General features: G+C 73.8%; 17 protein-coding genes and 1 pseudogene. 8 read left to right on the top strand and 10 right to left on the bottom strand.

The window, feature by feature from the left end; all coding sequences use genetic code 11:
- Window positions 1-65: 65 nt before the first annotated feature.
- From BGK67_RS05525 to BGK67_RS05505, 5 genes are all read left to right on the top strand, one after another.
- Window positions 66-1,388, top strand: a complete 1,323-nt coding sequence (locus BGK67_RS05525) for an ABC transporter substrate-binding protein (RefSeq protein ID WP_069918839.1) — start codon at window positions 66-68, stop codon at window positions 1,386-1,388.
- Window positions 1,389-1,398: 10 nt separating this feature from the next.
- The gene (locus BGK67_RS05520; protein WP_069918838.1) at window positions 1,399-2,418 is read left to right on the top strand and encodes a carbohydrate ABC transporter permease; all 1,020 of its coding nucleotides are present in this window, start codon (window positions 1,399-1,401) and stop codon (window positions 2,416-2,418) included.
- The gene (locus BGK67_RS05515) at window positions 2,408-3,277 is read left to right on the top strand and encodes a carbohydrate ABC transporter permease (protein ID WP_069918837.1); all 870 of its coding nucleotides are present in this window, start codon (window positions 2,408-2,410) and stop codon (window positions 3,275-3,277) included. Before BGK67_RS05520 ends, BGK67_RS05515 begins: the two co-directional genes overlap by 11 nt.
- Complete coding sequence (locus BGK67_RS05510) at window positions 3,274-4,689, top strand: GH1 family beta-glucosidase (protein WP_079154036.1); 1,416 nt, start codon at window positions 3,274-3,276, stop codon at window positions 4,687-4,689. Before BGK67_RS05515 ends, BGK67_RS05510 begins: the two co-directional genes overlap by 4 nt.
- Window positions 4,690-4,825: 136 nt before the next feature.
- A complete protein-coding gene (locus BGK67_RS05505; protein ID WP_107488933.1) occupies window positions 4,826-5,743 on the top strand; it encodes an NADP-dependent oxidoreductase in 918 nt (305 codons plus the stop codon).
- 183 nt (window positions 5,744-5,926) lie between these two features.
- Here the strand turns inward: BGK67_RS05505 and BGK67_RS05500 are convergent, their stop codons facing one another.
- The 8 genes and pseudogenes from BGK67_RS05500 to BGK67_RS05465 all read right to left on the bottom strand — a co-directional run.
- On the bottom strand, window positions 5,927-7,645 hold the full coding sequence (locus BGK67_RS05500; protein ID WP_069923652.1) for a discoidin domain-containing protein: 1,719 nt from the start codon (window positions 7,643-7,645) through the stop codon (window positions 5,927-5,929).
- Window positions 7,646-7,697: 52 nt separating this feature from the next.
- Window positions 7,698-8,774 carry a DUF1996 domain-containing protein gene (locus BGK67_RS05495; protein ID WP_069918835.1) on the bottom strand — a complete coding sequence of 359 codons (1,077 nt, stop codon included), beginning with the start codon at window positions 8,772-8,774 and terminating at the stop codon, window positions 7,698-7,700.
- A gap of 117 nt (window positions 8,775-8,891) precedes the next feature.
- Window positions 8,892-11,048, bottom strand: a complete 2,157-nt coding sequence (locus BGK67_RS05490) for a discoidin domain-containing protein (RefSeq protein WP_069918834.1) — start codon at window positions 11,046-11,048, stop codon at window positions 8,892-8,894.
- 366 nt (window positions 11,049-11,414) lie between these two features.
- Window positions 11,415-14,459, bottom strand: a complete 3,045-nt coding sequence (locus BGK67_RS05485) for a poly(A) polymerase (RefSeq protein WP_069918833.1) — start codon at window positions 14,457-14,459, stop codon at window positions 11,415-11,417.
- Window positions 14,459-16,228 carry an RNA ligase family protein gene (locus BGK67_RS05480; protein ID WP_069923651.1) on the bottom strand — a complete coding sequence of 590 codons (1,770 nt, stop codon included), beginning with the start codon at window positions 16,226-16,228 and terminating at the stop codon, window positions 14,459-14,461. Before BGK67_RS05480 ends, BGK67_RS05485 begins: the two co-directional genes overlap by 1 nt.
- 97 nt (window positions 16,229-16,325) lie before the next feature.
- Window positions 16,326-16,763, bottom strand: coding sequence for a hypothetical protein (locus tag BGK67_RS05475; protein WP_141754013.1), 438 nt, complete (start codon window positions 16,761-16,763; stop codon window positions 16,326-16,328).
- A gap of 103 nt (window positions 16,764-16,866) precedes the next feature.
- Window positions 16,867-18,231 (bottom strand): DUF418 domain-containing protein, encoded by a 1,365-nt coding sequence (locus BGK67_RS05470; protein ID WP_167739546.1) that lies wholly within the window; start codon window positions 18,229-18,231, stop codon window positions 16,867-16,869.
- Window positions 18,228-19,073, bottom strand: a pseudogene (locus tag BGK67_RS05465) (VanW family protein); the annotation flags it as partial. The pseudogene BGK67_RS05465 and the gene BGK67_RS05470, both read right to left, overlap by 4 nt.
- Window positions 19,074-19,567: 494 nt before the next feature.
- Between BGK67_RS05465 and BGK67_RS05460 the strand changes: the two are divergent.
- The 3 genes from BGK67_RS05460 (at window position 19,568) to BGK67_RS05450 (ending at window position 21,446) form a co-directional block, all read left to right on the top strand.
- On the top strand, window positions 19,568-20,080 hold the full coding sequence (locus BGK67_RS05460; RefSeq protein WP_069918831.1) for an SRPBCC family protein: 513 nt from the start codon (window positions 19,568-19,570) through the stop codon (window positions 20,078-20,080).
- A gap of 143 nt (window positions 20,081-20,223) precedes the next feature.
- The gene (locus BGK67_RS05455) at window positions 20,224-20,916 is read left to right on the top strand and encodes a GNAT family N-acetyltransferase (protein ID WP_069918830.1); all 693 of its coding nucleotides are present in this window, start codon (window positions 20,224-20,226) and stop codon (window positions 20,914-20,916) included.
- Window positions 20,917-20,966: 50 nt separating this feature from the next.
- Window positions 20,967-21,446 carry a hypothetical protein gene (locus tag BGK67_RS05450; protein ID WP_069918829.1) on the top strand — a complete coding sequence of 160 codons (480 nt, stop codon included), beginning with the start codon at window positions 20,967-20,969 and terminating at the stop codon, window positions 21,444-21,446.
- A 64-nt stretch (window positions 21,447-21,510) separates the two neighbouring features.
- On the opposite strand, the gene BGK67_RS05445 is transcribed toward BGK67_RS05450, so the two are convergent.
- Together BGK67_RS05445 and BGK67_RS05440 are read right to left on the bottom strand one after the other, a co-directional pair.
- On the bottom strand, window positions 21,511-22,998 hold the full coding sequence (locus BGK67_RS05445) for a DEAD/DEAH box helicase (protein WP_069918828.1): 1,488 nt from the start codon (window positions 22,996-22,998) through the stop codon (window positions 21,511-21,513).
- An 83-nt stretch (window positions 22,999-23,081) separates the two neighbouring features.
- Window positions 23,082-23,576: a MarR family winged helix-turn-helix transcriptional regulator gene (locus tag BGK67_RS05440; RefSeq protein ID WP_208948652.1), complete on the bottom strand. Its 495-nt coding sequence runs from the start codon at window positions 23,574-23,576 to the stop codon at window positions 23,082-23,084.
- Window positions 23,577-23,648: the final 72 nt, after the last annotated feature.

Below are 23,648 nucleotides of genomic sequence, written 5' to 3'. Positions count from 1 at the left end.
AGGCCTGGACGGAGCATCCGACGTCGGCCTTTCCCCCGACCCCCGCCGAAAGGGACCGAGCCGCCATGCGCAGAACCAGAGCCGCTGCCGCCGCCGCTGTCACAGTCTCCCTGCTCGCCACCGCCGCCACCGCCTGCGGCGGCGGATCCGCGGCCACCGGGGGCGGTACCAACACGGCCCCCAAGGAGCTCACCTACTGGGCCTCCAACCAGGGACCCGACATCGCGGCGGACCAGGCGACGCTCGGCCCCGAGCTGAAGAAGTTCGAGCAGCAGACCGGCATCAAGGTCAAGCTCGAGGTCGTCCCCTGGTCCGACCTGCTCAACCGGATCCTCGCCGCCACCGCCTCCGGACAGGGCCCGGACGTCCTCAACATCGGCAACACCTGGTCCTCCTCCCTCCAGGCCACCGGAGCCCTGCTCCCCTGGGACGCGAACAACTTCGAGGCGATCGGCGGCAGGGACCGCTTCGTCGAGTCCGCCATCGGCTCGGCCGGCGCCGCGGGCAAGGACCCGGCCGCCGTCCCGCTCTACTCGATGTCCTACGCGCTCTACTACAACAAGAAGATGTTCCAGGAGGCGGGCATCGAGAAGCCCCCGGCCACCTGGGACGAGCTGGTCGCCGTCGGCCGGCGGCTGTCCGAGGACGGCAAGTGGGCCCTGGGCGCCGAGGGCTCGAACCTCGCCAACAACATCCACCAGGTCTTCGTCCTGTCCAAGCAGCACGGGGCCGAGTTCTTCGACGCCGCCGGCAAGCCCACCTTCGACACCCCCGCCAACGTCGAGGCGGTCAAGCAGTACGTCGACCTGATGGCCAAGGACAAGGTCATCTCGCCCGGCAACGCCGAGTACGACAAGAACCAGTCCCTCCAGGACTTCGCCAACGGCAAGACCGCCATGGTCCTGTGGCAGAGCGCGGCCGGCAGCTTCAAGGCGCACGGGATGAAGGAGGGCGACTGGGGCGTCGCGCCCGTCCCCGTCCCGGCCGGCGGCACACCCGGCACCGGGAAGAACACCAACTCCATGGTCGCCGGCATCAACATGGCCGTCTTCAAGAACACCGACAACATCGACGGCGCCCTGAAGTTCGTGAAGTTCATGACCAGCGACGAGGAGCAGAAGCTCCTCAACAAGACCTACGGCTCCATCCCGCCGGTCAAGGCCGCCCAGAGCGACCCGGCCTTCGCCACCGAGGACCTCACCGTGCTGCGCAACACCCTCGCCACCAGCGCCGCCCCGCTCCCGCAGGTCCCCGAGGAGTCCCAGTTCGAGACCGCGGTCGGCACCGCGGTCAAGGAGCTCTTCGCCGACGCGGCGGCCGGCCGTCCCGTGACCACCGAGTCGGTCAAGGCACGGCTCACCAAGGCCCAGCAGCAGATGTCGAACTGAGCCGCGCCCGATGACTTCCGCACCCGCCACGCTCCCACCCGACACCGCGCCGGGGCGGCGGCAGCGCGGTACGGCGGCCCGCGTGCGCCGCCCCGGCCGCCCGCCGCGCCCCGGCCGCCTGCGCCGCGGCGCCCTGCCCTACCTCCTGCTGCTGCCCGCCCTGCTCCTCGAACTGCTCATCCACCTCGTCCCGATGGCGATGGGCATCCTCATGAGCTTCCGCGAGCTCACCCAGTTCCACATCCGGGACTGGTCCAGCGCCCCCTGGACGGGCTTCGACAACTACGCACTCGCCGTCGACGTCAACCGGCCCGTCGGCGAAGCCCTCCTCGGCTCCTTCCTCACCACCTGCCTGTTCACCCTGCTCTCCGTCGGCCTGTGCTGGCTGCTCGGCACGGCCGCCGCCGTGTTCATGCAGGAGACCTTCCGCGGCCGCGGCCTCCTGCGGGCCCTGTTCCTCGTTCCGTACGCCCTGCCCGTCTACGCGGCCGTCATCACCTGGGCGTTCATGTTCCAGCGGGACAACGGCCTGGTGAACCACGTGCTGCACGACCAGCTCGGTCTCGGCGGCGCCGAGCACACCTTCTGGCTGCTGGGCGACAACAGCTTCTGGGCGCTGCTGACCGTGTCCGTGTGGAAGGGCTGGCCGTTCGCCTTCCTCATCGTGATGGCCGCCCTGCAGAACATCCCCAAGGACCTGTACGAGGCGGCCGCGCTGGACGGCGCGGGCATCTGGCAGCAGATCCGCCGGATCACCCTGCCCTCGGTCGGGGCGGTCAACCAGGTGCTGATCCTGGTGCTGTTCCTGTGGACCTTCAACGACTTCAACACGCCGTTCGTCCTGTTCGGGAAGTCCGCCCCCGAGGCAGCCGACCTGATCTCCATCCACATCTACCAGTCGAGCTTCGTCACCTGGAACTTCGGCACCGGTTCGGCCATGTCCGTCCTCCTGCTGCTCTTCCTCCTGCTGGTCACCGCCGGCTACCTGCTCCTCACCACCCGCGGCCGGAGGGACGCCGATGCCCGCTAGCCCCCGGGCCCGCAGCCCGCTCGACCCGCCCCGCTCCTTCCGGGTGATCCGGGCCGTCTTCCTGACCCTGCTCGCCGGGTTCGTGCTGCTGCCCGTCTACGTGATGGTCACCAGCTCGCTCAAGCCCCTCGAGGACGTGGCGGGAGAGTTCCGCTGGATCCCCAGCGGGCTCACCCTCCGGCCCTACATCGACATCTGGCACACCGTGCCGCTCGCCAAGTACTTCGTGAACTCCCTGATCGTGGCCGGCGCCGCCACCGTCTGCTCCGTGGTCATCGCCGTGTTCGCCGCCTACGCGGTCAGCCGCTACCGCTTCCGCGGCAAGCGCCTGTTCACGGTGACCGTGCTCTCCACCCAGATGTTCCCCGGGATCCTCTTCCTGCTCCCGCTGTTCCTGATCTTCGTGAACATCGGCAACAGCACCGGCGTCGCGCTCTACGGGTCCCGCGGCGGGCTCATCCTCACCTACCTCACCTTCTCCCTCCCCTTCTCCATCTGGATGCTCATCGGGTACTTCGACTCGGTGCCCCGCGACCTCGACGAGGCGGCCACCGTCGACGGCTGCGGCCCGCTCGGCGCACTGTTCCGGGTCGTGATCCCGGCCGCCGTCCCCGGCATCGTCGCCGTCGCCGTGTACGCCTTCATGACCGCCTGGGGCGAGGTGCTCTTCGCCTCCGTCATGACGAACGACACCACCCGCACCCTCGCCGTCGGACTGCAGGGCTACTCCACGCAGAACGACGTGTACTGGAACCAGATCATGGCCGCCTCGCTCGTCGTCAGCATCCCCGTCGTCGCCGGATTCCTGCTGCTGCAGAAGTACCTGGTGGCCGGACTCACGGCAGGAGCCGTCAAATGACCCTTTCCGAAAGCCTTCCCGTGACCGGGGCCCGGCCCGCCGACCGCGCTGCCGAGCTCGCCGACCGCGCCGTCGACCTCGGCGCGCTGCCCGCCGACTTCGCCTGGGGCACCGCGACCTCCGCCTACCAGATCGAGGGCGCCGCCGAGGAGGACGGCCGGGGCCCCTCCATCTGGGACACCTTCAGCCGCGTCCCCGGCGCCGTCGACGGCGGCCACACCGGCGACACCGCCTGCGACCACTACCACCGCTGGCAGGGCGACATCGCCCTGATGCGGGAGCTCGGCACCAACGCCTACCGGCTCTCGATCGCCTGGCCGCGCGTCGTACCCGGCGGCGACGGGGCCGTCAACGCCAAGGGCCTCGACTTCTACGACCGGCTGACCGACGGACTGCTCGCGGCCGGCATCGAACCCAACGTCACCCTCTACCACTGGGACCTGCCCCAGGCCCTCCAGGACCGCGGCGGCTGGCCCGAGCGCGCCACCGCCGAGCACTTCGCCGCGTACGCCGGCCTGGTGGCCGAACGCCTCGGCGACCGCGTCACCCAGTGGGCCACCCTGAACGAGCCGCTGTGCTCGGCCTGGATCGGCCACCTCGAGGGCCGGATGGCTCCAGGCTGGAGCGACCTCACCGCCGCCGTCCGCGCCTCCTACCACCTGCTGCTCGGCCACGGCCTCGCCGCCCAGGCGGTCCGTGCCGTCCGCCCCGCCGCACGCCTCGGCATCGTCAACAACCTCTCCACCGTCGAGCCCGCCACCGGCGGCGACGCCGACCTGGCCGCCGCCCGCCGCATGGACGGCCACGTCAACCGCTGGTGGCTCGACCCCGTCCACGGCCGCGGCTTCCCCGCCGACATGCGCGAGGTCTACGGGGTCGACCTCCCCGAACGCCCCGGGGACCTCGCCACCATCGCCGCCCCCCTCGACTGGATCGGCCTCAACTACTACTTCCCGCAGATCGTCACCGCCGACCCGGCGGGCCCCGCACCCTTCGCCCGCCAGATCGACCGGCCCGGCGTCCCGCGCACCGGCATGGACTGGGAGGTGGACGCCGACGGCCTCGAAACGCTGATCATGCGCCTGCACGAGGAGTACGGGGACCAGCGCATCCACATCACCGAGAACGGCTCCTCGTACCCCGACACCGTCGCCCCCGACGGCCGCGTCCACGACCCCGAACGGGCCGCCTACCTCACCTCCCACCTCGCCGCCTGCGCCCGTGCGGCCCGCCGCGGCGCACCGGTGGCCGGCTACTACGCCTGGTCGCTGCTGGACAACTTCGAATGGGCCTACGGCTACGACAAGCGCTTCGGCCTGGTCCACGTGGACTACGCCACCCAGCGCCGCACGGTGAAGTCGAGCGGCCGCCGCTACGCCGAGATCATCGCCGCGCACCGCGCCGCGCACTGATCCGCCCTCCGCCGAGGCTTCGCCGCCCCGCGCCCGCCCCGCTTCTCGGGCCGGGCGCGGTGTGCGTGGTGGGATGGGCCCCGGGGCGGGGCCAGCAGCTCACGGAGAGGTCGGGTACATGCCGCAGGACAACACGATGCGAGGGATGGCGTACGAGACGTACGGCGGAACGGAGGTGCTGGGGGAGACCCGGCTCCCGGTCCCCAAGGTCAGCCCCGGCGAGGTCCTCGTCCGGGTGAAGTACGCCTCGGTCAACCCGGTCGACTGGAAGATCATGGGCGGCGGCCTCGACGCCCTGATGGACGTCGTGTACCCGGTGGTGCCCTGCTGGGACGTCTCCGGCACCGTCGAGCACGTCGGCATCGACACCCCCGAGTTCGCCGAGGGCGACGAGGTGATGGCCTACGTCCGCAAGGACTACGTGCACGGCGGGACCTGCGCCGAGTTCGTCACCGTGCCCGTACGGGCCCTCGCGCACAAGCCCGCCTCGCTCGGCTGGGCCGAGGCGGCCGCCCTCCCGCTCGCCGGTCTCACCGCCTACCAGGTGCTGACCCGGCTGGGCACCGGCAAGGGCGACACCGTCCTCATCCACGGCGCCGCCGGCGGGGTCGGCTCCTTCGGCGTGCAGATCGCCCGCGCCCTCGGGGCCCGGGTCATCGGCACCGCCTCCCCGCGCAACCACGACCGCGTGCGGGAGCTCGGCGGGGAACCCGTGGCGTACGGGGACGGCCTGGCCGGCCGGGTGCGCGAGCTGGCCCCCGAGGGCGCCACCGTCATCGCCGACTTCGTGGGCGGGGTCCTGGACGTCACCCGCGAGGTGCTGCACGACGACGGCCGCCACGCCTCCATCGCCGATCCCACCGTGACGGGCTCCGGCGGGGAGTGGATGTGGGTGCGCCCGGTCGGCGCGGACCTGGCCGAACTGGGGCGGCTCGCCGACGCCGGACAGCTCAAGGTGACCGTCGCCGAGACGTTCCCGCTCGCGGAACTGGCCGCGGCCTTCGAGCTGAGCCAGGCCGGCCACACGGCGGGCAAGATCGTCATCGAGGTGTGACCGCGAGACGCCCTCCTGCCTCCACGCCCTCCCGCCTCGGACGCCCCCCGGGGCGCACGACCGCGCGCCGCCCGTCGAAAGCGGGCGGCGCGCGGAGGGAGAGGGAGGGGAGAGGGAGGGGAGGGGCGCGGGGAGCGTCCGAGCGACAGCGTCAGGGCAAGCCGCGCGGGCGCTCCCCGGCGTTCAGGAGTACACCCCGAAGTGGAACAGCGAGTACCCGTGGCCGGTGCCGCGCTGGGTCAGGTCCAGGCGGACGTAGCGGCCCGACGCGTTGATGTCGTAGTCGTCGATGCCGCCGTCGCCCGTCGCCGTGGCGTAGGCGGTCCGCCAGTTCCGGCCGTCGTCCGACACCTTGAGGGCGTAGGCCTTGCCGTAGGCGCCCTCCCACACCAGCTGCGCGTGCCGGAGCTGCTTGACCGACCCGAGGTCGACCTGCAGCCACTGGGCGTCGGCCCAGGCACTGGCCCAGCGGGTGGCCGTGTTGCCGTCCGTGGCCAGCGCCGGGGTGCACGGGCAGCCGCCGTAGCCGTCGTTCTGGAAGGTGGAGGCGGTCGTCGGCCGTCCCCGCGCCACGTCCGTCCCCGCGACCGGCGGCGGGACGACCCGCACCGAACGCTGCTCGACGCCCACGTTGCCGCGGCCGTCCTTGGCCTTCACGTACAGCTTCCACACACCGGTCTTCGCCGGAGCCGTGACCCGGAAGCTGCCGTTGCCCAGGTCGACCATCGGGGCCGAGACGAGCCCGCCCCCGCCGTCCACGTACTTGCCGCCCCAGAGCACCTCGTACGCGACCTGGTCGTTCTCGGGGTCCGTCGCCCGAGCCGATACGACGATCTCCTTGCCGGCCGGCACCGCGCCGGCGTCGGGGACCGAGGGCACGGACACGGTCGGCGGCAGGTTGTCCCCGGCCGTGTTCCCGCCGTAGGCCCGCTTGACCGCGTAGTACATCGTGCGGCGCTCTCCGGCGGGGGTCAGGTTGAACCAGTGGCCGCCGAAGTCGTACTCGGTGCCGTAGTGGAAGACCGTGGCGCCCAGGGCGACGCCCTGGTGGCCCTTCACGCAGTTCCAGGCGCCGGTGTAGCCGTCCGCCTTGGCCTGGTCGCCGGGCTCCAGCGGGACGCCGTTCGCGTCGTTCGGGACCTCCCACTCGCCGACCGGGCCGGTCTCGGTGACGATGTACGGCTTGGTGTAACCGCCCTGCTGCCAGGCCTGCTTGATACCACAGGCCTCCTTGTAGGAGTTGACGGCGTACAGGTCGAGGTCCGGTGAGTTGCGCTTGTAATAGGCCCAGGCGCCGACCCATGCGTCGGTGGAGGTGACCGGGTGGTCGGCGTCGATCCGGTGGATCGCCTTCGCCACGTCGTTGACGAAGCCGGTGTAGGCGTTGCGCTGGTTCTCCAGCTCGGTGCCGCTGTAGCAGTTCTGCAGGCCGAGCACCGACTCGTTGCCGACGTTCCACATCAGCACGGCGGGGTGGTCGCGGTAGGCCTCCACCCAGCGGGAGAACTCGGCGAGCATGGTGTTCTTGTAGGCGGTGTCGGTGACGTAGTCGGCGCAGCCGCCGCTGCCCGGTCCGCCACCCGGCTGGAGCCAGAAGCCCGCGACGACCTTGATGCCGTTCGCGGAGGCCGCGTCGAACAGCCGGCGGCTGCTCGCGTCGGTGCCCCAGGTGCGGATGGTGTTGGCGCCGAGCGAGCGGACGTCCGGCAGCAGGCGGCCGGCGTCGGCAGGGGAGGGACCCCAGGTGACGCCCTTGACGAGGTACGGCGAACCGTCCACCGTCAGCCGCCAGTCGCCCTGGGAGCCGGTCACCTTCACCACGCTCCCGGCGGCGTGCGCCGGGGCGGTGGGCAGTACGGTCACGGAGCCGGCGAGGAGCGCGGCCGTGACGAGGGAGCGCATGCGGGAGTGCACGCGAGGACCTCCTGGATGGGGGGGGGGGGGAGGGGCAGGGTTACGGGAGCCGGTGGTCCGGACCCAGGGCGGCGCCGGCCCCGGGGTGCGTCTCGTCGTAGCCGCGGGCGTTGCACTGGAGTCCGCCCTTGATGCAGTGCTCGACCAGGGCGTTCAAGGTGCGCTCGTCCCAGGCGTTGAAGAAGTCGTAGTGGAAGGAGTGCCCGCCGCCGCTGGACAGCCTGACCCGCGACATGTCTCCGCTGACGGGGAAGGCCATCTTGAACTCCACCATGGGCACCGCCACCGGGTGGCTGGCAGGGCACACGTTGTCGTTGTTGCCGGGCTTCACGACCGGATAGGCCATGTGCGCCTTGTGGTCGGGGGTGTCCAGGTACGTGCCGTCCCAGCAGCTGGGCGACTGCATGCGGATGTTGAGCTGGGTGCCGGCCGGGCAGTGCGCGGGGAACCCGGTGTTCTTGAAGCTGTCCCCGCACTCCCAGCCCTCGACCCAGCCGGGGTGGCCGCGGAACTCGGCGGCCGTCTGGTGGGGGCTGCCGACGAGGAAGCGCAGACCTTTGGGGAAGGGGCGCACGCTCTTGTAATCGGTGACGCCGGTCTTGTAGTAGATCACCTGCGGCCCGGTCGGCAGCACCGGCCGGTCGCCGTTGTAGAGGGTCGGCATCCAGTACCCGGAGAGGTCGCCGGGGGCGGTGCAGGCGGTCCTGCCCGCGCTCAGCGAGGCGGTGGTGCTGAACGCGTCCGTGGCGGTGTTGCCCATGAAGGTGTGGTTGTGCGAGGCGCCGGGCCGGCCCGCGAAGACGATCGGGTCGTCGGACGCGGTCTTGGTGACGGCGCAGTTGGCCTGGAACTCGTGGAAGTAGCGGTCGGGGGGATTGTTCCAGGAGGGGGTTACCCCCGTGACCTGCGGCACGGCCGGGATGTAGCCGTCGCCGTCCGGGTCGTCGCCGCCGGCCCGCGGTGCGACGGCGGCGTGGTCCATGGCCGCGTGCGCGGACGCACCGGTGTCGGGGGAGGCCTGGGCGGTCAGCGCGAGGCCGCCGAAGGCCGCGGTGGCGGTCGCGGCGACGGCCGCCGAGACCAGGAGGGCGGACAGGGTCCGCGGTCGGAGATTCACTTCTGCTCCTCCGGTGGTGGGGTGGCTCACCCGGTTGGGAGAGCGCTCTCTCACTCGGCCCGGAAAACGCGGGACGGCCGCCGGGCCGCCCCGCGTCTTCCGGGGGTCAGGGGTGGATCAGGGGAACGAGACGACGGTCGAGGGGATGGTCGAGGTGCCCGAGGTGGGGCCGCCGACACTGTTGATGACGTGCTCGTACTGGCCGTTGCCGCCCAGCGAGACCACGAGCAGGTCGTGGAAGCGCACGCCCGGCTTCACCGGGGCCTGGAAGCCGTGGTCCTGGCGGATGGTCGGGTCCACGTTGTAGTAGCAGTAGCTGCCCATGCCCCAGCCCTCGTGGGTGTTCACGGAGTCGGCGACCTTGTAGGCCGCGTAGCCCTTGATCGCACCGTTCTGGATGGCGGCCTGGTTGGGCGCGTCGTAGGCCTTCTCGTTCTGGAAGAAGATCGTGCGGCCGCGCTCGCCGTTCCACTCCACGTCGTACTTGTTGAAGTGCTCGACGAACAGCCCGGTGGCCAGGACGTCGTCGCCGTTCACCCGGAACCCGTAGTCGGAGCGATTGGTCTCCCAGCCCACCCCGTCGCCGTGGTCGGCCCGCCAGATCCAGGTGTGGTCGACGATCGTGTCGTGGTTGTTGACCACCATGCCGACCGTGGCCTTGCCCGCGCCCGCGCCACCGACCCGGACGAACACGTCCTGCACGGTGGTCGGGTTCGCCGCGTGGTCCGCGGTGGCGCCGGCCGGGCCGACCTCCAGCAGGGTGGGCGAGTTGACGGTGCCCGCGTCGATCAGGAACCCGGCGAGCCGCACCCCGTCCACATCGGCGACCTTCATCGCGGTCACCCCGTTGTCCGGGACGATCGTGGCCAGGCCCAGACCCAGCACGACCGTGTCGGCCCGGTTGACCTGGATGGTCCGGTCCACGTGGTAGACGCCGGGAGTGAAGAGCAGGTGCAGGCCCTGCGCCAGCGCCGCGTTGATCGTCGCCGCGCTCGCGCCCGGCTTGACCACGTAGAACCGGCTCAGCGGGATCGAGCTGCCCTGCGGTGCGCCGTTGCCCCACGAGGTGCCGCGGGCGTTGGTGCGCTTGGCCGGGACGAAGACCTTGTACTCGCTGCCGTCCAGGTAGAGGAAGGGCTTCTCCCGCGAGACGGGGGTGGTGTCCAGGGTGGTGTAGGGCGGGTTCGGGTACGACTGCGCCGGCGCGCCCTGGGTTCCGGAGAACACCTGGTTCCACACCGCGTTGGACCAGCCGCCGATCGAGCTGTCGCGGGTGTACCACTGCTGCTGCGAGTAGTTGCCGACCTGGCCGTCGATCTTCGAGTCGGCGATGTAGCCGCCGGAGGCCCAGCCGTAGCCGTCGGGAGCCAGGTTGAGGCCGCCCTTGACGTGCATCCGGCGGAACGGCGCGGCTTGCGAGACGGCCCAGCGGTTGGTGCCGCTGACCGGGTTCAGTGCGAGGTTCTCGGCCGAACGCCAGAAGTTCTGGGTGGCGTTGCCGCCGAACCAGCCCGCGTCGACGGTGATGTCGCCGTTGATGGTCGTGTCGTCGGGGCTGAGGCCGAGGCCGGAGACCGAGGTGTAGAAGCCGATCTGGGCGTTGAGGCCGTTGTACGTGCCCGGCTTGAACAGGAACTGGTAGCGGCCCGAGCCGAACTGGGCCGACTCCTGCTGCCGGAACACCTCGTCCAGCCTGCCCTGGATGTTCGGGGTGGACGGGTCGAAGACGATCACGTTCGGGCCGAGGTCGCCGCCGCCGGGGATCACCGGGTCGGTGCCGGTGGTGCCGTAGACCTGGAACTCCCAGAGCGAGTAGCCGTACCCCGTGGTGCGCTGCGTCCCGTGGACGCGGACGTACCGGGCGGTGCCGGTGATGTCGTGGGCCACCGTGCCGCCGGTGCCCGTGGTGGTCGAGGCGGCGGTGGACCAGTTGGCGCCGTCCGTGGACAACTCGACGCGGTACGCCTTGGCCGCGGCGGCCTCCCAGCGCAGCACCACCTGGCTCAGCCGGGCGGGGGCGCCGAGGTCGACCTGTATCCACTGCGGGTCGGCGAACTGGCTGGACCAGCGGGTGCCGTTGTCGCCGTCCACGGCCGCGCCGGCCGGTGTCCCGGCGCCCTCCACGCTGGAGGCCGTCGCGGGCTTGCCCTGGGAGAGCAGCACGGGGGCCGCCTGGGCGGCGGTGCCCGGCAGCAGGACGAGGAGGGCCGCGACCAGTGCGGCGGCGAGGGCCGCGGCGGTGAGCCGCGGCGGGCGATCGGAGAGGAGGGGCATGCGGGGTGCTCCTGACGTCGTGGATCCGGGGGGATCGAAGCGTGAGTGAACTGCCAGCCGCCGGCACCGTCAAGGGTTTCGGCGTTCACGAATTGAAGGACAAACGCCATGTCAACTGCCCATCAGGCCCGTGAACTTGGAGTTTCTTCAATCCTTGTGAAAAGTGTTGACGAAAAAACCTGGCGCGGCTGTACTGATGCTCTGACCGCTCCGTCCCGCCGTGCCCGCTGTGCGCGGGGCGGAGCCCGGTCCGTCCCGGCCGGCCCTGGTCGGGAACCGGCCCGTCCCGGGTCCGGTCCCGCCCGGTTCCCCGGTCAGGCTTCGGGAAGTGTCCGCTTTGGGAGGCAGGTTGCTGCCGTGCGTTCGTTACTCGTCGACGGTCCGGTTCAGGTCCGGCACCTCACCGCAGGCAGCCCAGGCCACTTCCACGCCCGCCAGGCCCCTCGACCACGGCCCGGCCACGGCCGCGAGCCGCGCCGCGTCGGGCGCGGCCGCGCCGAGCCCGACCGCGTACCGGGCCAGGCCCGGGCCCCTCGTGAACGGGTGCGGCCAGGCGTGTGCGTCCACGGTGCCCGACTCCTCCAGCGCGCCCAGCAGCCCCCGCATCCGGCCGCGCATCCGGCCCACGGCCGCGTCGAACTCCCGCTCCGTGGAGGCCCGTACGGTGACCACCGCCCACGCGGCGTGCCGGCGGTGCAGCGGCGGGGCCGCCACGACGGCCTCGAAGGCGCCGGGGTCGGCGTCGAGCAGTTCCCAGGCCCGGTACAGCTCCCGCCCCAGCAGATCGCGCAGGCCGGGGCCGACCTGGGCCGTGCAGCTGCGGACCGGGGCGGAGGGGGTGAGCACGGTCACCGGATCCGGCGCCGGCGGTACGGGGTCCGGCGCCCCCGGTACGGGGTCGGGATGCGGCAGCGACACCGGCGTCCCGGGCGGTGCGGTGTCGAGGCCGACCGGGTCCCGCCAGTCCCAGGCCGCCCAGGTCCCGAAGAACTCGAGCAGCAGGGCCGCGGGGGAACGGTCGGCGGCGGCGCGGACCGTGCGGGCGGCCAGGACCGCCCAGGCCAGCCCGGGCAGTCCGCCGAACGGCGCCGAGTCCAGCCCGCGGGCCCGGGCCCAGGCCTTGACCTCCCGCGCCAGCCGGGCGAAGGCGGCATGCTCCGCGCCCGCGAACTCCCGTACCGCATCGGCGTCGCTCACCGCGCTCAGCGCGACAGCGGCCCGCTCGCCCAGTTCCGCCCGGCGTGCCACCGCCCGCGCGGGCTCCAGCGTGCCGGTGGGGACGACCACCAGGTCCACGTCCAGTCCCGCCGCGCTCAGCCGCAGCCCCGGCACCCGGGCGCCCGTCACCTCGCGCGTCCGCACCGCCTCGGGCAGCGCCGCCACGACCCGCTCCCGTACCTCCGCGATGTCCGGGGCGCCCGGGACCGCCGCCACCAGGTCCAGGTCGGCGTCGGGCAGCGCACACCCCATGCGTCGCGATCCGGCCTCCCACACCGCCCCGCCGACCAGCGCGTCCGCGATCCGGGCGGTGAGCGCGGCGGCCGGGGCGGAGGGTCCGACGCCCTGCGGGTCGACGTCGTGCCGGTCGACGCCGTGCGGGTCGACGTCGTGCCGGTCGGCGCCGTGCGGGTCGGCGCCGTGCGGGTCGGCGCCGTGCGGTCCGACGCCGTGTGCGGCCGCGGCGTCCGGGGTGTCCCGTGCCGGCAGCGCGGGCTCCGGCAGCCACCGGACGCGGCCCGTGCCCAGTTCCACGACCGCCCGCGCCCGCATCGGCCCGTCCCCGCGCCGCGAGAGCACGGCCAGCTCCCCGACCCGCGCGGACACTCCGGCGCCGAGCCGGGCGGTGGACTCCGCGACCGCCCGCTGCGGATCGCGGCTGCGGCCCAGCGTCAGGTGCGGGGTGTAGCCCTCGGCGCGCCCCTGGCATCCCGGGAACCGGCGCACCAGTTCCCGCCGCAGCTCCTGCCACGGCGCTTCACCGTCCGCCGCCGGATCCAGCCAGACGGTCGCGTCCTCGCGGTGCCCGAAGCTGTGCACCCCGGCCAGCCGGGCGGTGAACGCCGGCGTTCCCGCCGCCACCTCGGCCAGCAGCGGCAGGGCCTCCTCGAACGAGGACTCGGGGACGAAGCCGAAGAGCAGGTTGACGTGTGCGGGCCAGCGGCCGGCCTGGGGATCGTGCTCCCGCCGCAGCGCGTGCACCGCCTCCGGCAGGTCGGGCGGCAGCCAGGCCACGGCCGTACGCGCCGTCGCCCGCGCCTCGAGCCGCGCGACGCCGGCTCCGCCCCCGAACTCCACCGTCGCCTCCACGCCGTAGTGGTCCGAGACGAACAGCCCGTCCGGGCCCGGCACGTCGCCGCGCAGCGCCGCCCGCGTCACCCGCGCCGGCCCGGCGGCCTTCAGCAGGATCCGGTCCAGCCGCGCCGCCCGCCCCGACAGCGAGCCCACCGCGGCCAGCGGATTGGCCACCGGATCGAAGGTGGGGGTGCCGTCCGCCTCCCCGTGTACGTCGCTCCACGCGTCCCGCATGCCCAGCGCGGCCGCCGGCCCCGCGGCTCCCGAGCCGCCGTCGTTGAAGTCACCGAGCAGGGCCACGGGCGCTTCCACCCCGCCCAGACCCTGGGCGAGCCGGGCCAGCTCCGCCCGGCGGCGGAGCTCCCCGTTCTCGGTGTGATCGCTGGTCAGATGGGTCGCGGCGACGACGAGAGGGCCGGCCGCGGTGTCCACCGTCACCGCGGTGACCGCCTTGTGCGGGCCGAGCGCGTGCAGCCCCGCCTCCCGCACCGGAAGGCGGCTCAGCACCAGCAGCCCGCACTCGGCGACGTCCCGGCCGCCCGGATCCGTGCCGAGCGTGTACCCGGCCCGCACCCAGTCCGCCGCCAGCAGCATTCGCAGCAGCTCGGGTTCGGCCTCCTGGAGCGCGATGACATCGGCATCGGCGGCCGCCAGATCGGCCAGCAGCAGCGGCCTGCGCCGCGCGGTGGCGATCCGCGGGCCGTCGTACCGGTCCCAGAGGGTGTTCCAGGTCAGCAGCCGCACCGTCGCGGGGGACCCGGACGCACTGCCGCGCGGGGCGGGCGCGGGCGCCGGGCGCCAGGCGCCGCCGCCCGAGGGATCCCAGGCGTGCGGGGTCCGGGCGGTGAAGAACGGCGCCCGCAGCAGGCGCGGATCGCGCACCCGCCCCGCCTCGGTGGCGTCGATCCGGTCCAGTCCCGTGGCCCGGTCCCACACCAGCTCGCCGTCCGCCTCGACGAACAGCACGCGGTGCCAGGGGATGTCCCCGCCGGGCACGAAGGACGGCAGCGGCACGCGCTTCGGGGCGGCTCCGCGCTGGAGCAGCCCGAGCACGAACCGGGCCGGATCGAACCGGGGATCCCAGCGGACCTGGTGGTAGAGCTCCTCACTGGTCCGCATCACAGCTCCCCGCCCGGCGCGGCCAGGGTGCCGGCCGTGTCCTCGACGGTCCCGCCCGCGCCGATGTACCAGGTCCGGTGCGCCTGACCGGGATACGGCGGGCTGAACCGGTGCAGCTGCGACTCCAGCACCTCGGACGGAACCGGATGCGGGCGCACGGCGTTGCGCCGGCGCAGCTCCTCCTCGTCCACCAGGACGACGGCATGGGTGACCAGCGCGTCGTGGCGGCGGGCTACCGAGCCCGCCAGGCCGCGCTGCTGATCGGTGAGCGAGGTGGCGTCCCACACGACGGTGCCCCCGCGGGCCAGGGCGGCGTCGAGCCGGTCGAGGCCCTCGCTCAGCACCTCCGCGTTCGCCCGCTGGTCCGCGCGCGAGCCCCGGGCCGCCCGCAGGTCGTCGAGGCTGACGCAGGCGTCCACACCGGGCAGGGCGCGGCCGAAGGTGCTCTTGCCGCTGCCCGAGGGGCCGCACAGCTGCACCAGCCGCGGAAACGTTCCCTCACGCCAGCGCCAGGTCGCCGCCACCGCCTCCTCGGCGGTGGTGATCCGGCCCTGCGCGAAGGCCCGCCGCGCCTCGGCCCAGCAGCGGTCGGCCGCGTCCGGACCGAGCCCGGCCAGCCGCTCCCGGAGGTCCGCGCGCAGCGGGCCGAGCGGGTCGGGGCCGAGCAGCCCCGCCTCCTCGGCGTACAGGAGGGACCACTCCACGCACTCGCGGGCCTGCGCGTCCCCGGCCGTCACGGCGGCGAGGGCGTGCAGCACCCCCGGATCGGCCGCGACGGCCATCCGTACCAGTCCGGCCCGCCGCTCCGCGTCGGGGAACGGCCGCTGGAGGTACGGGTAGAGCCCCACCAGGTCCGAGACCCGCCGCGCGAGCCCCATGCCGAGCGGTCCCGCCGAGAGCCGCGCCGCGATCCGGGCGCGCGGCGCGCGGTGCAGTACGGCGGCGAGCACTCCGGCCAGCCGTCCCTCGCCCGTCCGTCCCAACGCGTCCATCCGGGCGGTGACTTCGTCGCACACCTCGTCCTCGGCCGCCTGGCCGGCGAGGTCGCCGCCGGCCAGGCTCTCGCCACCGGTCACCCCGGCCGCCGCCAGCAGCTCCGTCGCGCCGGCCCCGGCCCCCGACCGGACCGCCCACAACGGGGCCGCCGTACCGAGCCCGTTCGCCACCACCGGCGCGAACATCCAGTGTGTGCCGGTCCGTACGTGTCCGCCGCGCACCCACTTGGCGACGCACCTGCCGAAGTCCTCGTAGGCGAAACCGTCCACCGTCCGTACGACGTACCCCTCTTGGCGCGTGGTGTCGAGCTTCAGTTTGCGCAGGGCCCGCTCGTCGAAGGTGCCCCGCCACAGCACGGGCGGGGTGGGCACGCCGAGCTCCCGCAGGAACCGCACCGTCGCGTCCCAGTCCAGACAGCGCTCCCCGTCCCACACCGAGAACCCGTAGAACCAGCTGTCGAGGTCCTCGTAGCCGAGCGAGTGCCGGGCGTACAGGTTCTCCCCGCACACCCGCCGTCCGGCCGGGATCCGCGCGGCGATCCGGCCCTGGAGGCCCTTGACCCAGGCCCGGGAGGGGTGGTGCGCCGAGTCGAGGGAACGCGCGTGCAGGCCGTCCGCGTACAGGGTGGTGTTCTCCCCGTCGAGCTTCTCGGTCACCACGACCTCACGCCCGGCCAGCCCCGCGAACGCCCCCGGCCCGGCCACCCGGACGTCGTCCGCCGCGACCCCGGGCGACCAGGGCAGGTGGGGCGTACGGGGGTAGTGCGTGCGCATGATCCGCTCCTGCTCGACGACGTGGGGCCCCGTCACTCTACGTATCCGGGGCAGGCCGCTCCATCGAATATCGGTCGCGGCCGGCGGACCTGACGGCCTAGCGGCACAGGGCCACGATGGAGGGGGACACCGTGCCGCGGGCCGCCTCGCACAGCGCGGCCATGTCGTAGGTGCGCTGCGGGACCGCGGGCTTGGCCGCGGGCTTCGCCGAGGTCCGCTTGCGGGGCTTGGCCGGTTCGACGGGGCGTGCGGGGCGGGCGTGGCGCACCGGCTTGGCCGCCCGGGGCGGCCGCGCGGGCCGCTCCTGCCGGGCCGCGGCGGCCGGGGCCGGCGCGGCCGACGCGGCCGGCCGCGGCGGGGGCGGCAGGGGTTCCGGGGTGGCCGGCAGATGCCCCAACGGCCATGCCGCCGGGGCCGGTTGCCGGGCTTCCGGATGCACTTCCCCGGGCCCCGGACGCAGAGCGTCCGACGGGGCGGCGGGGCGCACCGTCACGCATCCGGTGGCCATGGCGAGTGCGGCAAGGGTCAGGGTCACGGTCCGGCACAACTGCATCCGCCCACCCTGCCGCACCACCCCCGCCGCAGCCGCCCCCATCACCCGTACGGGTGCGTTCGGCGAAGCCGCCGGCCGGCTCGCCTCAGCCGGCCGCGGGGCGCCGGCGGCCGGGCCGGGTCGCCAGCCGGAGGGCGTGTTCCAGGGGGCCGCGGCGCAGGGGGGTGTCGGCGTACGCGCGTTGCCACGCCCAGGTCAGGGCGAGGGCGGCGGCGCTGAAGGCCAGCCAGGCGGACCAGGACGACGCGCCGTGGGCCGGGCCGGCCAGGACCAGGGCGTGGATCACGTACGCGCTCAGTGCCATGGCGCCCAGTACCGTGAACGGCCGCAACAGGCGGGCGCCCAGCCGGTGTCGGGCGGCGAACGCGCACAGGCCGATGAGCGCGCAGCCCACGCCCGCGTTGCCGAGCGTCTCCGGCGGGGTCTGGCTGTACGGATCCGCGACGAGGAGCCAGTCCCAGGAGGTGCTGGGTACGGCGCCGTACTGCCGGCGCAGCACCTCGCGCACCGGGTCGGCGGCGGCCAGGGCGTCCGGGTGGTGCACGGCGATCGAGGCCAGGAGCCGCTCGCGGGCGCCGAACACGTGGGTGGCGAGCCAGGCGGAGCCGTAGCCCGCGGCGGCCGCCGCCGTGCCCCACACCGCCATGCGCAGGGCCGTCGCCCGCTCCCGGACGTCGCACACGCGGGCGAGCGCCATCCCCACCAGGATGTACGGGAAGTAGGTCGCCAGCGGATACGCGCCGGTGAGCAGCAGCTCGCACAGCACCGTGCCGAGCCCGGACCAGCTGGTCAGATCGGCTGCCTCGGGGACCAGGCCCCGCCCGGAGGCCTCGTACCCGAACACCGGGCCCAGCAGGTAGGACAGCAGCGGACCCGCCACCACCGAGACCCCCGCGACGGCCGTGAGCACCGGGGTGGAGAGCCGGGTGAAGGGTTCGGCGGCGAGGAAGTACACGGCGAAGAAGGCCAGGATGACCAGGATGCCGGGCCACAGCGAGGCGAGGAACAGGCCGAGCACGGCCATGAGGGCGCAGCGGATCAGCAGCGGACGGTAGCGCCCGGCCCAGCCGGCGGGCCGGGCCGCCGGATCGAGCCCGCGCTGGGCGAGGACCAGCGAGAAGCCGGCGAGGAGCGTGAAGAGCGCCGGGGCGCGGCCGTCGGCCGCGACGATCACGTAACCGGCGCCTTCGGGTTGCGGGCTGGGGCCGACGTGCACGGCGAACATGCCGAGGACGGCGAGCCCCCGCACGGCGTCGACCCCGGCCAGCCTGCCGGAACCGGCGTTGGCCGCCCCGGCGTTGGCCGGCCCGGCCTTGGCCGCCCCGGCGTTCCCCGAACCGGCCGTCGCCGCCCCCGCGTTCGCCGGAACGGCCGCCCCCGGGCCCGCGTTCCCCGAACGGGCCTTCCGCGGCCCCGGGTTCCCCGCGGCCGCCTCCCCCCGGGCGCTCACGCGCCGCACGTCACGGTGTCGCGGGGTGTGTAGCGCGTCTTCATGGTCTCCCGTTTGACTTCCTTGCCGCCCTGCACGAACACCCGGTCGACGGCCGCGTCGAAGTCCTCCAGCGGGGACCGCGGCTCGCACTTGGGGCCGCTGCCCTTGCGGGTGGCGGGCGGCTGCACATTGGTCCGCGGTCCCTGGACCGCGCGTACTTCCTCGTACTTCCTCGTCCCCAGGAACGTGATGGTGACGGAGGTGTCGGTGGCCTCGGCCTGGATGTACAGGGCCTTGCCGGAGTCGTTGGCGAAACGCAGGTCGAGGCTGCCCCACGCCACGGTGGCCCCGCGGCCCTCGGGGTAGCGCTCGATGTGGAACGAGTGGGCCCCGTACTCGACGGCCTCGACCCCCGCGAAGAACGTCGCGTTGAACACCGTCGTGGCGACCGCCGGGACCGCGCCGCCGGCCCTGCCCTCCTCGGCGACGGAGGCCCGCCCCGCCCCGTCCATCCGCAGCCGCGCCTCCACGGGGCCCGGCCCGGCCTGGCGGAGCGGACCGGCGAGGGCCGGGTCGGCCGGCAGGGCCTTGGCGTCGAGGACCGGGTTCAGCCGGCCCTGGCCGTCGTCGTCCTTCAGGGTGAGGTGCTTGGAGAGCAAGGAGGGGCCGACGGGTATGCGCCTGCCGTCGACGGTGAGGGTGACGGGCGCGGACATCGCAGGCTCCGCGAGCTCCTGCAGGGCCCGGTCCGTCTCCTGCCGGCCGACCCGCGGCTCCGTCCGCCGGACGGGGAGGTCGAGGGGCGTGGCCGCGGCGCCGCGGTCGGGGCTCCGGCCGCCCGCGTCACGCAGGAATCCGTCGCGCAGGGTGTCGAGGGAGAACCCGAGGACCGCGGCGCCGCCCGCCACACCGACGACTCCCGGGACGGTCCACCGTCGTCCGGCGTCCGTCCGGGTGCCGGTACGGGTGGCGCCTCGCATGCAGGGGTCTCCTCGGTCCGGTCCGGTGACGTTGGTCGGACCGGCGGTTTTCAGGCCGCCAGTCCGCCCCCGGAAGGTAGCAAGGACCACATAACCCGGTAATAAGGAGGTATAGGGGCGGCAAAGCAGAACGATTTCCTCCGTAGGTTCGGTGTCGCCGTGACGCCGTAACCCGGAGAGCTCCGGTGCCGCAGCCGACCAACGAGGCCGCGCCGACCGGTCCGCGTCCGACCGGTGGTCCGCCCCCGACGGCCGCCCCGGCCACGGAACTCCCGGAGTCGGCGTCCCGCTGGTAGCCGGGCCGTCCCGGCCGCGGCCGTCGCCATGATCGGGAAATCCGGCGTCCGGCGGCCGCGGTCCCGCAGCATGGGGCCATGAGCGACAGCGCGATCACCTACACCCTGTACATCCAGGCCGACCCCGACCGGGTCTGGCAGGCCCTCACCGAGCCCGCCTTCACCCGCCGGTACTGGGGCCTGAGCTTCGAGACCGACTGGGCCGTGGGCTCGCCGATGGACTGGGTCGAGCGGGGGGCCCGTACCAGCGACCCCGAGCAGGTGGTCCTGGACTGCGTCCCGGACCGCCTGCTGTCCTACACCTGGCACACCTTCTCCCCGCAGTGGGCGGCCTCGGTCGGGATCGACGAGGAGCTGCGGGCCCAACTGGCCCGGGAGCGGCGCACGAAGGTGACGTACGAGATCGAGCCGGTCGGCGACACGCTCGCGCGGCTGACCATCCTGCACGAGGGCTTCGAGCCCGGTGGCACCCTGATCGGCATGTGCGGGCGGGCCTGGCCGATGCTCGCCTCCAGCCTCAAGACCCTCCTGGAGACCGGCGCCCCGCTCCCCGAGCCGGAGGAGGAGCCCCGCGAGACCGACGGCACCTGAGCCACGGCACCTGAGCCACGGCACCTGAGCCCGGGGCCCTGAGCCACGGCACCTGAGCCGCCGCCCCTGAGCCCCGTCCCGCCCGAACGCGTGTGCCTCGCGCCTGAGACCATGTGTACCGGACATGAATCAGGAGCACCGCCATGGGACTTGAAGACCTCCGCGTCGGCGGCACGCTGGCCGGGATCCTGGACGCAGCCGCCCACGGGCGCTTCCCGCCGCCCGACGGCGGGACGACCGTGGTGCCCCAGCCCGGCCGGCGCGACGCGGGTGTCATCGCCTTCACCGCCCATTCCGTGGTGTTCACCGACGAGGACCCGCGATGGGTGCGCTCCACCCTCGCCGCCGTCGAGTGCGACGGCCTCGCCGCCACCATGAACCCCCGCTTCCTGGCGGCGCTGCTGGACCGTACGGGGCGCACCACCGACACGATCGACCTGCTCACCGTCGCGGGCCCGCTGCCCGGCGAACCCCCGGTGGAGCTCCGCGAGCTCGCCGACCCCGACCACCCCCGGGTGCGGCGCGCCCTGGGCCGGCGCGACGACGTACGGGTATGGGCGGCCGACGGGGGAGTCCTCGTCCTCGGCCGGGGCGTCGCGGGCCGCTGGGAGACGGCTGTCGAGGTCGACGAGGAGGCCCGCCACCGGGGGCTGGGCCGGGAGCTGGCCCGAGCGGCCCGGCACCTCGTCCCCGACCGGCAGCCGGTCTGGTCCCAGCAGGCCACCGGGAACGCCCGCAGCATCCGCGCCTTCCAGGCAGCCGGTTTCCGGCCGGTCGGCGCCGAAGCCCTGATGCTGGCGCCCCCGCGGCCCGCCGGCCCGCCGCCCGCACCCTGAGCGCCGGGCGCGCAGGAGGGTCGTGTGGAATGGGTGCCATGGGGAGAGGGATGAAGATCCAGCACGCCCGCGAGGGCGCCGCACCGCCCGAGCACTGGCGCTACGAGCGCCACCTCGGCTCGCTCGCCGCGGCGTCGGGGCAGCCCGCCGAGGCCGAAGCCGTGGCCGCCGTGCTGCGCGACCCGGATCCGGTGATGGCCGAGAGCGCGGTGGTCACGCACCTGAACCGCCGGGCGGCGCGGCTGCTGGACGACGAGGGGTTCCCCGGCTGGGCCCGGGCGATGACCGCGGTGCTCGACGGGCGGGCCTTTCCCGAGCGGCGGCTGCGCGAGTGGACCCTGCTCAAGACGATCACCCGCGGGGAAGCCTGGGCCGGGGCGGAGCTGACGGCGGCCTCGGACTGGTGCCAGCGCACCGCCGCGCAGACGCTGACCTCGTCCGAGGCCCTCGGCCTGCTCGCCGCCTCCGCCCGCACCCGCCGGGTCCGCAACGCGGCCGCCGAACGCCTGCGCCGCCGCACCCTGGCGTAGGCCCGTCCCGCCGCCGCGCCGGGCCCGCCTGCCGCGGGCACGACGGGCCCCCGAGCGTCAGATGTCAGATCCCCTTGCGCACCCGGGCCGCACGGCGGGCCTCGGCGGCCTGCCGGGCCTCCGCCGTCTTGCGGGACTCCTTGCCCCGCCCCGGCCGCCCCGGCCGGGTGCCGATCCCGCGGAAACCGAGGTCCGAGCCCGAGGGCTTGCCCTTGGCGTCCGTCGGCGCGGAGCCGGCCAGCGGCACCCCGGAGGGGGCCTTGGCGCCGGTGATCCGGGTCAGGGCGGCCTCGCCGGACCTCACCTGGGTGATGGTCGGCCGGATCCGGGCGTCCGACATCAGCCGGACCATGTCCCGGCGCTGGTTCGGCGCGACGAGGGTGACGACCCGGCCGGACTCGCCGGCCCGGGCGGTACGGCCGCCCCGGTGCAGGTAGTCCTTGTGGTCGGCGGGCGGGTCGACGTTGACCACGAGGTCGAGGTCGTCGATGTGGATGCCGCGCGCCGCGACGTTGGTCGCGACCAGGACGGTCACGGCCCCGCTCTTGAACTGGGCCAGGGTCCGGGTCCGCTGCGGCTGCGACTTGCCACTGTGCAGGCCCTCCGCCCGGACGCCCATCGCGCGCAGGTGCTTCACGAACTGGTCGACGCCGTGCTTGGTGTCGAGGAACATCAGCACGCGGTTGTCGCGCGCCGCGATCTCGGTGGCCGCGGAGATCTTGTCGGCCGCGTGGACGTGCAGCACGTGGTGGTCCATCGTGGTCACCGCGCCGGCCTGGGGGTCCACGGAGTGCGAGACCGGGTCCTTCAGGTAGGTGCGCACCAGCTGGTCCACGTTGCGGTCCAGGGTGGCCGAGAACAGCATCCGCTGGCCCGCGTGGTGCACCTGGTCGAGGATCTCGGTGACCTGCGGCATGAAGCCCATGTCGCACATCTGGTCGGCTTCGTCGAGCACGGTGATCTTCACGCGCTCCAGGTGGACGTCGCGCCGTCCGATCAGGTCGCTCAGCCGTCCGGGGGTGGCCACCACGACCTCGGCTCCGGTGCGCAGCGCGCTCACCTGACGTCCGATGGACAGTCCGCCGACGACCGTGGCCATGCGCAGCCCCAGGGCCTCCGCGTACGGGGTCAGGGCCTCGGTCACCTGCTGCGCCAGCTCGCGGGTCGGTACGAGGACCAGCGCCAGCGGGCGCTTCGGGTCGGCCTTCCGGCCCGCCGTGCGCGCCAGCAGCGCCAGGCCGAAGGCGAGGGTCTTGCCGGAACCCGTGCGCCCGCGGCCCAGCACGTCCCGGCCGGCCAGCGCGTTCGGGAGCGTCGCGGCCTGGATGGGGAAGGGCTCCTTCACCTCCAGGCGGTCCATGGTCGTCGTCAGCTCGGCGGGCAGGTCCAGCTCGGAGAACGAGGCCACCGGCGGCAGTCCCGGCACCTTCGGCTCGTGCCGCGTGAACTCACCCTGGGGCCCGGTGCTGCGGGGGGCCTTGGCGCCGGACTTGCCGCCGGGCTTGGCACCGCCCTTCACACCGAATCGGCCATGAGCTGACGGGTTCCTCATGCAGGACCTTTCGAAGGGCGTTCGTGCTGCGGAAAACAAGATGGTCAACCGCCCATGGTACCAGCGGGGACAGGGGGCATTCCTTACGCCGGCCCGCCGTCCAGCTCTCCCGACCGCAGCTGCGCCAGGTGGGCGCGGACCTCGCCCGCGGCCCGGCCGAACCAGTCGGCGATCACCGCGACCTCGTCGGGCGTGTAGTCGGCGAACAGGGCGCCGAGGCGGTCGTAGAACGGCTGGTACACGGCGAAGATCCGCGCGTTCGCGGCCGGGACGGCCACCACCCGGACCCGGCGCCGGTCGGCCGGGTCGGCCTGGCGCCGGGCGTACCCGGCCCTCTCGAGGCGGTTGAGCACCCCGGTCACGGCGCCCGTGGTGAGGTTCGTCAGCTGGGCGAGGTCGCCGGCGGCCAGGGGGGCGTCCCCCGCCCCCAGGATGTGGCCGAGGCAGGTGAGGTCGGTGACGTTCAGGCCGAGCATCTGCGCCACCTCCTGCTGGGCGATGACGCCGAGGGCGACGTACTGGTCCATGCGCGAAAGCGCCTCCCCGGCCGTGGCCGGGGGGCGGGACTTGCCCTGCACCCACATACTCCTTAGCATCTAAGTTACTTAGCTCGTGAGATAAAAGATCCTGCTCCGAGCGTACTGCCGCAC

Source organism: Streptomyces subrutilus (assembly GCF_001746425.1).
Classification (GTDB): Bacteria; Actinomycetota; Actinomycetes; order Streptomycetales; family Streptomycetaceae; genus Streptomyces; species Streptomyces subrutilus_A.
The sequence above is the reverse complement of the archived record's forward strand: the minus strand, read 5'-3'. Positions and strand labels throughout refer to the sequence as shown.